The 13578-nt window shown below is 52.6% G+C and carries 11 protein-coding genes; 9 read left to right on the top strand and 2 right to left on the bottom strand.

The window, feature by feature from the left end:
- Nucleotides 1-121: 121 nt before the first annotated feature.
- Both D467_RS0118275 and D467_RS0118270 read right to left on the bottom strand, forming a co-directional pair.
- On the bottom strand, nucleotides 122-874 hold the full coding sequence (locus D467_RS0118275) for an ATPase (RefSeq protein ID WP_018918988.1): 753 nt from the start codon (nucleotides 872-874) through the stop codon (nucleotides 122-124).
- On the bottom strand, nucleotides 874-1089 hold the full coding sequence (locus tag D467_RS0118270) for a hypothetical protein (RefSeq protein WP_018918987.1): 216 nt from the start codon (nucleotides 1087-1089) through the stop codon (nucleotides 874-876). Before D467_RS0118270 ends, D467_RS0118275 begins: the two co-directional genes overlap by 1 nt.
- Before the next feature lie 409 nt (nucleotides 1090-1498).
- Here D467_RS0118270 and D467_RS0118260 point away from each other — a divergent pair, with 409 nt between their 5' ends.
- The 9 genes from D467_RS0118260 (at nucleotide 1499) to D467_RS19465 (ending at nucleotide 13430) form a co-directional block, all read left to right on the top strand.
- A complete protein-coding gene (locus D467_RS0118260) occupies nucleotides 1499-2212 on the top strand; it encodes a hypothetical protein (protein ID WP_018918985.1) in 714 nt (237 codons plus the stop codon).
- A 369-nt stretch (nucleotides 2213-2581) separates the two neighbouring features.
- Nucleotides 2582-3037 (top strand): helix-turn-helix domain-containing protein, encoded by a 456-nt coding sequence (locus D467_RS0118255; RefSeq protein ID WP_018918984.1) that lies wholly within the window; start codon nucleotides 2582-2584, stop codon nucleotides 3035-3037.
- Entirely contained in the window at nucleotides 3037-3609 is a 573-nt protein-coding gene (locus D467_RS0118250; RefSeq protein WP_018918983.1) for a PIN domain-containing protein, read from the top strand. The genes D467_RS0118255 and D467_RS0118250 overlap by 1 nt, the downstream gene beginning before the upstream one ends.
- A 174-nt stretch (nucleotides 3610-3783) precedes the next feature.
- The gene (locus D467_RS19480; RefSeq protein ID WP_018918982.1) at nucleotides 3784-4032 is read left to right on the top strand and encodes a hypothetical protein; all 249 of its coding nucleotides are present in this window, start codon (nucleotides 3784-3786) and stop codon (nucleotides 4030-4032) included.
- 309 nt (nucleotides 4033-4341) lie between these two features.
- Entirely contained in the window at nucleotides 4342-4974 is a 633-nt protein-coding gene (locus tag D467_RS0118240; protein ID WP_018918981.1) for a hypothetical protein, read from the top strand.
- 23 nt (nucleotides 4975-4997) lie between these two features.
- Entirely contained in the window at nucleotides 4998-6929 is a 1932-nt protein-coding gene (locus D467_RS0118235; RefSeq protein ID WP_018918980.1) for an SPFH domain-containing protein, read from the top strand.
- 137 nt (nucleotides 6930-7066) lie between these two features.
- Nucleotides 7067-12001 (top strand): DNA repair ATPase, encoded by a 4935-nt coding sequence (locus D467_RS19475; protein ID WP_244147851.1) that lies wholly within the window; start codon nucleotides 7067-7069, stop codon nucleotides 11999-12001.
- A 62-nt stretch (nucleotides 12002-12063) separates the two neighbouring features.
- The gene (locus D467_RS19470; protein WP_018918977.1) at nucleotides 12064-12342 is read left to right on the top strand and encodes a PAAR domain-containing protein; all 279 of its coding nucleotides are present in this window, start codon (nucleotides 12064-12066) and stop codon (nucleotides 12340-12342) included.
- Nucleotides 12342-13430: a type VI immunity family protein gene (locus D467_RS19465; RefSeq protein ID WP_051081757.1), complete on the top strand. Its 1089-nt coding sequence runs from the start codon at nucleotides 12342-12344 to the stop codon at nucleotides 13428-13430. Before D467_RS19470 ends, D467_RS19465 begins: the two co-directional genes overlap by 1 nt.
- Nucleotides 13431-13578 lie beyond the last annotated feature (148 nt).

Here is a 13578-nt window from a genome sequence, read left to right as displayed (position 1 = left end):
CCCTCTGTCAGCCTAGTTGCCCGGTTGGCGATATCGCCTAAAACCCATCCAGAGAGCAAGACGGAGTCCTTATGCCGCGTTATTCCGCAGACCGTCAAACAGCAGCGTGAACACACATGGGCTATGTTGTCTGAGAGGGAGGACAAAGCTTCTCAATAACACTGCTGTAAAACCAGTTAGGTAGCTCCTCCACTTTTGTTTGAATTTCGCCGCCAGGAGTTACTTCCGCTAACCATATGTCTTTACTACCGGAGTTATCGAATATAAAAGCACGATCAGCAAGTTTGATGGCCTCCAAGAGTAAATCGATGGAGCGGTCATAGCGCTGGCGGATTTTTTCTTCGGGTACGGGGTGGCCACCCGTTTTGACCCGGTTGTGCACTCGCTGAACATTGATAGCGGGGTCATCGGTCGCAATATAGTAAAGATAGTTTTTAAAACCAGCGGCACGGGATGCCTTGAGCACTTCAATCTTGTCTTCTGATGACATCACTGTTTCAAAGGTGAAGCTAATTTTAGAAGCAGTGAGCTGCTCTCGAATAAGCGCAGAGGCAATAGATGCAATATAAGAATTAGGTGGTAACGAGAGAGGGAATTTAATGCAGTTGTCTTCAAAGGCTAACGCCTTAAGCTGTGGTGCTAATGATGCTTTTAAGGTTAACGGCGATTGGTAGAAGTAACGTTCGATATCTGTACCCGTTAAATAAACCGAGTAGTCTTCAAAATAGATGGCGCCTGCTTCTTTGGCATTACTTTCTATATCATCAGGGTTGATATAAACCCCTTTCTGATGCGTCGGGATGACATCCTTGATCGTACTTTTCCCTGAACCGTTCGGCCCAGCAAACATCCGCAGCCGTGGCGTCTCAATCATCAGGTCACCTTGAGGTGTGTGCCTATCGATACCTTGTGCTTAGGCGGTGCCTCTTTTAAAACACGAGCACTGCCATCAGGGAAGGTTTCAACAAGATTACCATCGACGATTTCCACCACGGTTTGGCCACTATTCAGTGCTGCCTGGTAAGCGCGTCGTGTATAAAGCGATGCCTGTGCTGCAAATCGCTGTTCTGCATCTTGCATGATGGTCATGAAGACTCCTTCATCTTGCGGGTTTTCTATAGAGCATAGTACAAGTGCCTAGGGGCAAGCGCTAGTCGTTCGGCTCAACCAAGATCCATTTGCAAAAAACGCCTATTTAACGTAAGGCGTTGGCATTAAAAAATATCATCTGCGAAACCCATGTTACGATTGACCAAGCGCAAGCACACGGGGTTGATCAATTGATGCCAGAAGATTACAGCCAGCTTAACAATATATTAGAAATAATTGGCTAATGGTTATCAACTAGCAAAGATACCAATTAGCATTGTAGTAATAAATCAGTAGGCTCATGCTGCGGTTAGCCGCCTTATTTACCACTTTTTTGATATAGGCTCTATCTTACTGACGCTCAGAAGTTAAGAGCGCACTATTAACGCCCACAAAGCGATAAAATGTAATGATCATCCGTATTTTGAATGAATCTTTTTCTGCGTTGCTTAACATCAAGCATTCTACGTTTATTGCTCTGGCCGCTGCCTTTTTACTCGCGCTTATCGCGGAGCTTGCTCTGCTTGGAGTAGGCGTTCTACAGCCTCGGCCGCTGATGCTTTATCTCACATTGGAGTGGTTGGCAGAGGGGGTGGCGATAGTTAGCTATACGATATTGGTCACTATTATTTGCCACACCGTATTACGGGAGCAGGCGATTCGTTTTGGCTGGGGGTTCTTTTGGGGGCGAAGAGAAACACGCTTTTTTCTTCATATACTGGGGCTTTATGCGCTGTTAATCCCGGTGTCGCTATTAGCCTTTGTGCCCGTTGGCGGGCCGTGGTTAATGATGCTGGCTGCTGGCTATTTTTATAGCCGCTTTGCGCTGGTATTGCCGGGCATCGCCCTTGATCAAAAAATAACCTTTAAACTTGCCTGGCAGCTCTCTAGGCAGCACCAAATAAGCGCTTTCGTACTGCTCGCACTGCTTCCCAGCATTGGCTGGAGTATTGTCGAGTTACTTCTGGGCGAGCTTTATCTTTTTCCTCTCAGAGTGGTTGTAAACTTTTTCATATCTATCTTTTCAGCAATTGCCATGGCCATTCTCTATCGTGAAATCGTATTTTCTGCCGCCGCCCTTAGTGACGATTCGCAAAGCCAGAGCGCCCATGGGGAGTGCTAATAATGCTGGACGATTTTTTGAAGGATTTTCCCGCAGTCTAGGGTGGTTTTTTGGCCATGTTGTTGGCCATCTTTTTATTTAAGGCTGGCTACTGGGTCGGCTGGCCTTTTGTAAAGTGCATAACGCTGGGTTACTACCCTGGTCGGCATCAACGCTGTTCAAGAAGGGAGCTTTTGCAAGAAAAAGTATGGTCTCTAATTCCGGATGCAATACCCGTTTAATGAATGCCTGATGGCGCATTTTCGCTTGGCCTAGCAACGCATGCGCGCTGAAATTTTTTTTCTTAGCACTTTTTGTTTTTCGAATAATTCGAATAATGCTAGGCTGTAGCAATGATGTACTCTATAAAATACCCAAGGAGTAAAGGCGATGTCCGCGCTTTCTAACCCATTGCCCACTCAAGAAGAAGCCATCCTTGCCAAGCTATCGAGTAGAGAGCTTGCAGCCTATGTTGAAACCCAGGCTTCTACCCAGAAAGTGTCGCTTACTGGTAAAGACGGGAAAGCACATCAGGTTGAAGTGCCTGTTAGTGCGCTCCGCCTGCTGGTCGATATATTGACCGAGTTAGGCGATGGCAATATGGTCAAACTAATTCCAGTACATGCCGAAATGACGACGCAAGAAGCGGCTGATGCCATGAATATGTCTCGTCCCTCTTTTATTAAACTGTTGGATGAAAACAAACTCCCGTTCCATCGTGTTGGAAACAGGCGCAAGGTAAAGTACTCAGATCTTATGGCGTATAAACAAGCGATCGACCAAAAACGGCTTCAGGCATTAGATGATCTGTCAGCGCTCGATCAATCATTAAATCTGGGTTACTGATGAGCTCTTATTATACCGTCGTGTACGATGCCTGCGTGCTTTATCCTGCACCACTAAGAAGCTTGCTTATTCATTTGGCGATGACTGATTTGTACCGTGCACGTTGGTCGCGTCAAATACATGATGAGTGGATGCGCAGCTTATTAGCTCAGCGTAATGACTTGACATGGGAGAAGCTTGAGCGTGTGCGTGAACTGATGGATATCCACACGCGTGATGCAGTGGTGGAAGGGTTTGAATCCTTAATTGATGGTTTAGCGTTACCTGATCCAGATGACCGGCATGTGCTTGCTTGTGCTATTCATACGGGTGCTGAAGCGATTATTACTTTTAATCTTAAAGATTTTCCAAACGATATGCTTGCCCAGCATGACATCAGAGCCATACATCCTGATGAGTTTTTAACAGATATGTTGGCTTTAAGCCCAGGGAGTGTTATTCAGGCCGTACAGCGGCACCGCAGGAGCTTGAAGAATCCGCCTTTTACCGCCGATGAGTATCTTGATTTGCTACTAAATCAAAGGCTCCCTGAGGCGGTGAGCCAACTCAGGTCTTTCCAGATTCTACTATAAGAGGGGAGAATTCTTATAGTGAGATCATTGCAACCACTAATTTTTAGTGATTACTCGCTAGCGGTTAGTAATATTTATGGCTGAGTACGTTTTATCCGCTTTTCGCTAGTGTATGCGGATGTTGCGTTTAAAGTCGTCTTCCCAAATAGGCAAGACCTTTTCTGGAAGCTAATAATGCTTGACGATTTTTTTGAAGGATTTTCCCGAAGCCTAGGTTGGTTTTTTGGCCATGTTGTCGGCCATCTTTTATTTAAGGCTGGCTACTGGGTCGGCTGGCCTTTTGTAAAATGCATAACGCTGGGTTATTACCCAAGTAAGCGCCAACGCTATTCAAGAAGGGACCCTTTTCAGGAAGAAATATGGACGAGTTGTATTGGCCTGCTTGTTTTGATTAGTTCAGCTGTTTATTTATTTACTCGGTAGCGCTCAGGCGGTTAGCCGAATAAAGAGTCCATCGCTTTTAGTTAAGCCCATCTTTTTGTAAGACATTCGCTATAGCGTTTGTAAGCAATATCTCAAATGCCTCCTGGTTTGTTGATTTTGAGAAGCATTCCTGTAGTTTCATCTGGTCGATTCTAGGGGCGCCTCGCGCTTGTTGCCTGGTTGATTACCTTGTTGAACAGTGCGATATCGTTCCCGTTTTGCACTGCCCCTACGGAGACGACAAAGGATTGATTCAAGCGGCATCGCTTAGTGGTGGCGCTTACGCCCTGTTTAAGGAATCTCAGGCACATGCCTTTATTTTTTTCTATTATCACCAGTTTTCCAACCGTCATTTTTACCGTGCTGTTAAGCGTTGCCGTTATTTATTGGCTTATTTCGCTATCCGGTATGGTCGATAGCGATGTGCCAGAGGGAGACCTAAGCGGTGATGGCGCCATGGGTGTTGGCGGTTTGCTGGCAACGCTTGGCCTTCAGGGTGTACCACTGCCGTTAGTGATTACGCTCGTCGCTTTAGGCGGCTGGTTATTTAGTTATTTTGGTGAGCTTCTGGTTGGCACGCGTCTTAACCCTGGCTTATTACTCTGGCTGTTTCACGCTGTCTTACTGTTAGTTAGTTTTGCCGTGGGTATTTTTGTTACCTCTTTTGTGATTCGCCCTTTACGCCCTCTATTTAAACCTGCCCTGCATCTGCCTACTGAAGAGCGTTTAACCGGTACGCTGTGTACGGTGCGTTCTGGCAGTGTTGATAGAGCGCGGGGCCGAGCCGATACCTATATCGAAGGCGACCATCTGATATTACAGATTCGTAGTGATAAGCCCTTAGCGCGTGGAGATCGCGCCATTCTGATTCACTATCTCGCCGATGAAGACGCTTACTGGGTGATGCCTGAGAATGACTTTAAAACCGGCTTAGCCGATTAACTGCCTGGGTATAGGAGAAGAAAATGGACTTATCGTGGGTTATGCCGCTGTTATTTGGCATTGGCGCTATTGTTATCCTCATCATAGCGGGCCTGTCGCTGATCAAGACGTTCTATCGCAAGATTGATCAGGGCGAGACGCTGATCGTCAACGATCTTTCGACGACACCTAAGGTGTATTTCACCGGTGCGATGGTGCTGCCGGTTATCCACCGCGCGGAGATCATGAAGATTTCCGTGATTACCCTTGAGCTAAATCGTACCGGTAAAGAGGGTTTGATTTGCCGCGATAACCTGCGCGCCGATATCAGCGTGGCGTTTTATCTGCGGGTGAACGCCACTGCCGAAGATGTGCTGCGTGTAGCCAAGTCGGTGGGCGTGAACCGGGCATCTGACCGCGATGCAGTGAATGAGCTGTTTAATGCCAAATTCAGCGAAGCGTTAAAGACCGTCGGCAAGAAGATGGACTTCATGCAGCTGTTTGATGAGCGCCAGCAGTTCCGTGATGCCATCGTCGAGACCATCGGTCAGGATCTGAACGGCTATGTGCTTGAAGATGTCGCGATCGACTATCTGGAACAAACGCCTAAAAGCTCGCTTGACCCGCATAATATTCTGGATTCTGAAGGTATCAAGTGCATCACCGAAATTACGGCGAAGCACAATGTTGAAACCAACCGGTTGGAGCGTGATCAGGAACTCGAAATTCAGCGCAAAAATGTCTCGGCCCGTGAGGCAGCGTTAGAGCTTGAACGTACCCAGGCCGATGCGGAAGCACGCCAGCGTCGTGAAATTGAAAGCCTGCGTTCGCGTGAGGAATCGGAAGCCGAGCAGGTACTTCACCAGGAGCGCTCCAAGAGTGAAGCGGCGCGTATCAAGACTGACGAAGAGCTGGCCATTGCCGAAGAGAACAAGCAGCGTCAGATTGAAATGGCGGCCAAGGCGCGCGAGCGTGCGGTGCAAATCGAGGAGGTGCGGATCCGTCAGGCCAGAGAGCTTGAAGACGTTAACCGCGAGCGCGCAGTAGAAATTGAGCGTATCGGCATGGAAAAAGCGCTGGAAGAAGAGCGCAAGGAAATTGCCGATATCACCAGCCAGCGTATCGCCGTTGAGCGCAACGTGGCTGAAGAAGAAGAGAACATCAGCGATGTGCGCAACCGCGCTGAAGCTGAGCGTAAGAAAGTCACCAGCTTGACGGCGGCGCAGGCGGTTGCCGAGGAGAGCAAGCTTAAGGAAGTACGTGCGGCTGAAGCGGCATTCGAGCGTTCCAAGCTTGAAGCCGAAGAGACCATCATCCGTGCCCAGGCGGAGCTGGATTCCGCCGAGAAACGTGCGGCAGCCGAAGAGAAGCAGGCGCGTGGTCAGCAGGCGTTACTGGCAGCTGAAGGCTTGGCCGAAGCGCAGGTGCTTGAAGCGCGGGCTCATGCCCAGCGTAGCGAAGGCCTGGCACTGGCCGAAGTGAAGACGGCGACAGCCAAGGCGGACGAAGATACCGGCATGGCGGAAGTGCGAGTGCTTGAGCAGCGCCTTGAAGCTGAGGCCATGGGCGAAGAGAAACTGGGTACCGCCAAGGCCCAGGCCCGCGAAGCGATGGCAAAGGCCGAAGCGAATGGCCTGGTCGAGAAACTGCGTGCTTACGACAACATGTCGGAAGAGGCGCGCCACTTTGAAGAATTCCGCATGAACCTCGAAGTGCACGAGAAAGAAGTGATGGCACAGATCGAGGCGCAGCGTACGGGCATGCTGGAGAACGGCAAAGTGATGTCAGCGGCTCTGCACAATGCCAAGTTCGAACTGATTGGTGGTGACGGCGATATCTTCGAGAAATTTGCCACCGGCCTTGGCTATGGCAAGACGGTGCAGGGGGTGCTCGACAAGTCCCCGGCGCTTCAAGCCACGCTGGCAGGCCTTGCCAGCCGTGCCATGGGGTCGAGCAAGTCCTCGGAATCGGCCTGATAAAAGAGGCGGCTCATCAAGAGCCGCCTTGCTTGGCATGATACAGCCGAATATTCCGTCGCCTTCCCAAGACCGCATGTGTCATCACGCTGCGGTCTTTGCTATTGCGCTTGAGCACTTTTTTCAGGATGAACACTATGTCGAAGGACGCTATGTCGAAGGAGCCGTCGTCGGTCGAGAATATTGTTAGAGAAAGCACAGCATTCGAGACCATTCAACGCCGCCTGCGAACTCAGGGCAGTGAGCTGAATACATCCGTCGGTCAGTTGAACGAAGCACGTGCAGGCGTTTTTGGAAGCAGCAGCATGGCGCTGTTAGGCCGTGCCCGGGTGCGTACTGAAAACAACGCTATCGCTCGCGACATGGTGCGCATTGGCGATCAAATTCTGTTTGGGTTCAATGTGCAGCTGGGCCTGCGTAAAGCCTTGGATGCTAAAGATATTTTCGCGCTTTACCATCTCAAGGACGATGAAGACGTATTAGAGCTGACAGAAGCGCCTCTCACGGACAGTTTCTTAACCGATGAGCAGTTCACTCGGGACTTCCGGGAACTGCAGCAGTACTACAGTCACGCCACGCTGGTGCAGCTGGTAACGTTAAATAACAAACTGCTGATTGCTTTTCAGATTGGCGAAAAGCTCAGTGACGTTCGGGTTTTTCGGTGGGAGCTGACGGCTCAGGGTGAGGTAAGCCGCTATATCGATAATCGCGGAGAGCGCGATCTGGTGTTTCCAGAGCGGTTCGCTTTTGCCTGGCAGGAGGCGGGGCGCGACTTGCAGGAGCAGGGGCGCGCGCCTCACCTGAATATTCTTGATACGGTATTTGTCGATAACCTGCGCGGCAATATTACCTTCAAGATCGAAAATAACACCAGCAGCGGCGAAGGTATCTTTACCGATCCGGTCGATTCCGACTCCCAGTCCCTGGACGATGCCACCTTTGAATACGCCGACCTGGGCGCGGTACTGCTTATCCGCATCCTGCCTTTTAACGAAAAGCAGTGGCGTTACTATCTTTTTAACCGCGCTGAGCAACACGTTAAGCGTGTCGATGCCATGGCAGGGTCGGTGATTGAGCTGCCGGAAAATCATGGCCTGATTTTCCCATCGGGGTTCTACCTGAATACGGGCGAATTAACCACCTATGAAGTGCCTGAAGATGATCTACGTTTCAAGCGCATGGTGCGCTCGCCTAATGGGGAAGATGTTCTTTACGTCTTCTATGCACCGCAAACCGGGCAGGTGGTGCTTTATCGCTATAACCTGATCCAGAAACAGGTAGACACACCCATGGTCGGGCACGGCGCGGCGCTGCTTGAAAATGGGCATCTGGCGATTTTTTATGCCGAAGATGAGCCGACGCTGGTGCATCCCATTCAGGTCTGGGCCACGCCGTTTATGTCGGAGCGATTCCATGCGCAAGACGCGGTGCGTAACGATACGCCGCTTGGGCGAATCGGTAATCCGGAACTGGTGCGCGGTATCGCTGAGCTCAATAGCATCGTTCAGTTATCCAGCGAACAGCAGGCGACCGAGCGGCACTTTAACGCCATTATTCGCCGCGTCGACCGAACGCTGAATCAGTTTTACTGGATTGGCGAACCTGACTTTAGCGCTATCCATAAAGCGCTCGAGCAACTCAAGCATACCGCTGAGTTGATGCTCGACGAATACGAAAAAGTACAGGCTATCCGCGCTCAGACCGCTCAAGCGCTTGATGAGGTAGGTAAACAGCAGGCCGACTTACTGCGTGAGCTGAAACCCAGCAGCTGGAAAGCGCCCGATGTTTTCGTGACCTACCTGAAGCGGTTGCGTGATCATCGGGGGCGGTTAATGGCGCTTCGCGAGCGCCGCTATCTCGATGAAGCGCGTCTCAAGACACTCGAGCAGGCGCTTGATACGGCGGAAGCGTCGCTGACGAAGCAGACCTTCTCCTTTCTGGCGCAACCTGAAGCGCTGGATGGCTATCGGGAAACCCTGGCGGAGCTTAAGGCGCAGGTGGGGGAGGCAGAAACCCGCCAGCAGCTGGCGGAATATGTCGCGCGTTATCGTGAGCTGACCGCCGGGCTGGATATGATTCAGGGGTTGCTGTCTTCCATGTCAGGCGGCGATGCCATTGAGCAGACGCGCATTACCGAAAATATTTCGAGCATTTATGCCTCCATCAATCAGCAGCGTTCCGAGGCGGAGATCCGCCTGCGCGAACAGGGCAGTGCCGAGGCCCAGGCGCAGTTTGCCGCACAGATTCGTCTGTTCGAACAGAGCCTTGCCAACGGCGTAGGCGCCCTGCGCGAGCCCGACGACTGTGATCAACTGATGACCCGCATGCTGGATCAGTTGCAGGAGCTGGAGAGCCAGTTTGGTGAGTTTGACGAGTTTTTAACCACCATTCTTGAGCAGCGCGAAAGCGCTCATGAAAGTATTGAAGGACGCCGTCAGCAGCTTCAAGACGAGCGTCAGCGTCGCGTTTCTACTCTGACCGATGCCAGCCAGCGGATTTTATCCAACGTTACGCGTCGCACCGAACGCTTCGAAACGCTGGAAGAATTGCACAGCTTCTTTGCCGCGGATGCCATGGTTGCCAAGGTGCGCAGCATGGTGGATGAGCTGCGCAGCTTCGGAGCCAACCTGGAAGCGGACGATATTTCAGGCCGCCTGCGTGCCTCTCAGGATGCGGCAATGCGCAGCGTGCGCGACCGCGCCGACATCTATGAGTCAGGTGGCAATGTGATCCGCCTGGGGCCTCGTCACCGTTTCAGCGTCAATCAGCAGAACCTTGACCTGACGCTGGTACCCCGTAACGAGAGCATCATGCTTCATCTGACGGGGACCCAATATTACGAACCGTTGGATGATTCGCGTCTGACCGAGCTGCAAGACTACTGGAGCATGTCGCTGCCTTCGGAAAGTCGTGCCGTCTACCGTGCCGAGTACCTCGCTTACCTGTTCATGCAGGAGATGTCATCGTCAGGTGGTGCGACAGTCAATGTAGAAGATATCACGGAGCTGCAGCGTCAAATTGCCAACTTCGCTTCTCCGCGCTATCGGGAAGGGTACGAGAAGGGGATTCACGATCATGATGCGGCGTTGATCGTGCGCACCCTGTGGCCGGCGCTCCAAAGCGCAGGACAGCTTGGGTTCGGGCCATTGCCCAGGGCGCTTGGCATGCTTTTCTGGGCCGATCGCTCAAGCGACGAGAACGCTACTCGCAATTTGCGTGCGCGCTGTCTGTCTGCGGGCATTCTCTGTCGGATCATGAATAACGAAGACCTGATCCGCGCCTTGATGCAGGAGGTCGAGCCGCAACTAGAAGCCTTCATGAAGACGCATCAGCTTGCTAGCTCGCCTAGCCAGCTTGCCAGCGCTACCGAGTTTCTGGTGCGCCAGTTAGCCGAAGAGAGCGATAGCTTTCCTGTGACCCAATACGCGGCCAATCTGGTGGAGAGCTTTATCACCACCATGCAGCGTCAAGGGCACTACGGGCACTTTCAAGAGGCATTGGCCGTTGTCATGGGGCAGCCCGGTGCGCGCTGGACCATCACGTCACACTGGCTGCAGGCGCATGCCAAACAGGCGGGGCAGGAGGGTTTGCTTCACTACCTGCCGGAAGCCATCGCCATGCTCAATACGGCCGAGCGGTTGAAAACCACGCCGCATAGTGTCGAACTGGCCTTTAGTGTCGAGGGGCTGTTGGGGCAGCACGAGCGCCTTGAACAGCAGCAGCTTACGCTGCAGCTGGACGATTTTCAGGAGCGTCTACGTCATCATCAACAGGTGGTCGTGCGTGACTGGTCGGCGCTTCAAGAGCGGCGTCAGCGTATCCTGCAGGAGCAGCGCGAGCGCTTGAGGCTGGAAGAGTACGCGCCCAAGCCGCTGAACTCATTCGTGCGCAACAAGCTGATTACCCAGAGCTACCTGCCGATCATTGGCGATAACCTTGCCAAGCAGATGGGCACGGTGGGTGACTCCCGGCGCACCGATAACAGCGGCCTGTTGATGATGATTTCGCCACCGGGCTACGGTAAAACCACCTTGATGGAGTATGTCGCCAACCGGCTGGGGCTGATCTTCATGAAGATCAACTGCCCAAGCCTTGGGCACGATGTGACGTCACTGGACCCGGAGTCCGCCACACACTCCACCGCCCGTGCCGAGCTCGTAAAGCTGAACCTGGCGTTTGAAATGGGCAATAACGTCATGCTCTACCTTGATGATATTCAGCATACGCACCCTGAATTTCTACAGAAATTTATCTCGTTGTGTGATGGCAGTCGGCGCATTGACGGAATTTGGAACGGCCGCACCAAAACCTACGACATGCGCGGCAAGCGGTTCTGTATTGCCATGGCGGGCAACCCGTATACGGAAAGCGGGGATGTCTTCAAGGTGCCTGACATGCTCTCCAACCGGGCGGATGTGTATAACCTGGGGGATGTACTGAGTGGCATGGAGGAAGTGTTCGCGCTCTCCTATATCGAGAACTCGATGAGTGCCAATACGGTGCTGGCGCCGTTGGCTACGCGGGGGCTTGACGACTTCTATCGCTTTGCCGATGTGGCCGCCGGGCGCAATGTTCCCAGCACCGATTTTGAACACGACTACAGTGGGGCAGAGCGCGAAGAGATCGTGGCCGTGCTGAAGAACATGTTCAAGGTGCGCGAAGTGGTCTTGCGCGTCAATCAACAGTACATCGCCTCCAGCGCTCAGGCGGACGAGTACCGTACGGAGCCGCCTTTCCGTCTTCAAGGCAGCTACCGGAACATGAATCGCCTGGCGGAAAAGATATCGCCTATTCTCAGCGATGAAGAGCTGGAAGATATCATCGACGACCATTACGTGGGTGAGGCACAGCTGCTCACTCAGGGGGCTGAAGAGAACCTTCTGAAGCTCAAGGAGCTGCGTAACACGTTAAACGATGATGAGCGAAAGCGTTGGGAAAATATCAAACGCGAGTTCAAGCGCCGCCAGCTCACCGGCGGCGATGAAGAGACCGGCGCGTTGGTGGTGCGTCAGTTAAGCCTGATTGCCGAAGGGGTTGGGCAATGGGGCAAGACACGCCAGAATGAAGACTGAGGCGGCCTTCGATGACGTACCGGTGTGAGAGCCGAAAATACGCTTTTTCAAGGAGTTTGACCATGAGTGGAAAGCCAGCAGCACGTGTGACCGACGACACCGCGTGCCCGATACCCGGGCACGGAACCAACCCGCTGGTCGAGGGCTCCCCCGACGTGTTTCACGACGGATTGTCCGCGTCACGACTCGGCGACAAGTCGGCCTGTGGCAGCCCCATTACCGGGACCGTTTCATCGACGGTATTCATCAATGGCAAGCCCGCCGCCGTTCTCAGTAGCGTCGGCGCCCACGGCAATACCGTGATCGAAGGCTCGGGCTCGGTCATTATCGGCGACGTTTGATGATAAGAAATATCTCCCCAGCCCGCCGTTGGGGGGACATTACTCAGCCGACCGAAATCCCCGGCAATTTTTGGATGAGAGACGGCCCCGAGGACTATATTGGGGCCATGCTGTGCTTACGGGGCACGCTCTATTTCAAAGGGGCGCATACGCCTGCGGTACGCGAGGCGCTATGCCAATGCTTTGATGCGTTCAAACGTCTGGCCGAGCCCCACCTTACCTGGCTCTGGCGCGAGGAGCCGCCAGAAGGCAGTCCGTTAACTCCCTATACGGAGGCCAGGTCGTTACGCGATATGCTCTCCCGCATGGATGAGAATTACCCGCTAAGCTTTTACTACACCAGCGGCGAGCAATCCAATGATGCGAGTGCTTGGTACTTCGATATTTTTGGTCGAGCGGCTTGGGAAGCAAAAATTGGGCGTGACCTTAGCGTATTGGAGTTCTCCATTCCGTTGCTCTATCAAGAGCAGCATCCGCTAAGCTTTCTGCGTTTGTTCTTGGATTTTGCGCGGTTGCTAAACCCAGAGCAGGGTTATGCGGGGCATGCCTTTAACCTTTCCGTGACAAATCGGAGCGAGAACGAGCCGACAGAGGCTTTTATGGCTGACCGCATGCCCGGCTTGGATGCGGGGACGGCGGGCTTACTGGCTAAACGACCCGAGTTCAAACAAGCCAAGATCAAAACCGTCAGTTGGCTGACGCTACTCAACCAGGAGCGTTTGCAACTGGTTGGGGGGCTGGATTCCCTGCAAGCGCAGCTGCCTAGCAGCCATTTTGCTTTGTATGATTTAGGCGCTAGTGTGGTTATTCAGTCGGGGGCTTACGCTTATATTGCTGGCGATGCTGAAGACCCTAAACCAACCCCCTACGTGTTGTTGAACCATCTACTCAAAGGTATCCGCTGCGAAACGGTCGGGGATTTACACGGTGGTTCGCGTCACGGTGAGCTGCGTTTGACCGGTTGGGCGGCCGACCAGTGGTTGAAGCGCCTGGATGTTGACGAGCAAGAGATTCCAGCGTGGCGCACTAAGCTACTGGATCAGGAGCCTCGCCTGGATGATACCAACAGCTTGCCGGGGCGTTTGTAGCTCTTGGCGCTCAGGCCGGTGAATATTGAACCATCATGAGAAGCGCATCTACTACAAGTCCGTGGTCATCGGTTCTGTGATGTAGTAGCCATTGGGCAGGAATACCTCAATAATACTAAGGTATTCCTCATCTTGTGATGGATATTGC

The organism is Vreelandella zhanjiangensis DSM 21076 (assembly GCF_000377665.1).
GTDB classification, from domain to species: Bacteria; Pseudomonadota; Gammaproteobacteria; order Pseudomonadales; family Halomonadaceae; genus Vreelandella; species Vreelandella zhanjiangensis.
The sequence above is the reverse complement of the archived record's forward strand: the minus strand, read 5'-3'. Positions and strand labels throughout refer to the sequence as shown.

Excerpts from the sequence above, each read along its gene's own strand:
- D467_RS0118275 (WP_018918988.1), bottom strand. The coding sequence starts at position 874 with ATGATTGAGACGCCACGGCTGCGGATGTTTGCTGGGCCGAACGGTTCA.
- D467_RS0118270 (WP_018918987.1), bottom strand. The coding sequence starts at position 1,089 with ATGACCATCATGCAAGATGCAGAACAGCGATTTGCAGCACAGGCATCG.
- D467_RS0118260 (WP_018918985.1), top strand. The coding sequence starts at position 1,499 with ATGATCATCCGTATTTTGAATGAATCTTTTTCTGCGTTGCTTAACATC.
- D467_RS0118255 (WP_018918984.1), top strand. The coding sequence starts at position 2,582 with ATGTCCGCGCTTTCTAACCCATTGCCCACTCAAGAAGAAGCCATCCTT.
- D467_RS0118250 (WP_018918983.1), top strand. The coding sequence starts at position 3,037 with ATGAGCTCTTATTATACCGTCGTGTACGATGCCTGCGTGCTTTATCCT.
- D467_RS19480 (WP_018918982.1), top strand. The coding sequence starts at position 3,784 with ATGCTTGACGATTTTTTTGAAGGATTTTCCCGAAGCCTAGGTTGGTTT.
- D467_RS0118240 (WP_018918981.1), top strand. The coding sequence starts at position 4,342 with ATGCCTTTATTTTTTTCTATTATCACCAGTTTTCCAACCGTCATTTTT.
- D467_RS0118235 (WP_018918980.1), top strand. The coding sequence starts at position 4,998 with ATGGACTTATCGTGGGTTATGCCGCTGTTATTTGGCATTGGCGCTATT.
- D467_RS19475 (WP_244147851.1), top strand. The coding sequence starts at position 7,067 with ATGTCGAAGGACGCTATGTCGAAGGAGCCGTCGTCGGTCGAGAATATT.
- D467_RS19470 (WP_018918977.1), top strand. The coding sequence starts at position 12,064 with ATGAGTGGAAAGCCAGCAGCACGTGTGACCGACGACACCGCGTGCCCG.
- D467_RS19465 (WP_051081757.1), top strand. The coding sequence starts at position 12,342 with ATGATAAGAAATATCTCCCCAGCCCGCCGTTGGGGGGACATTACTCAG.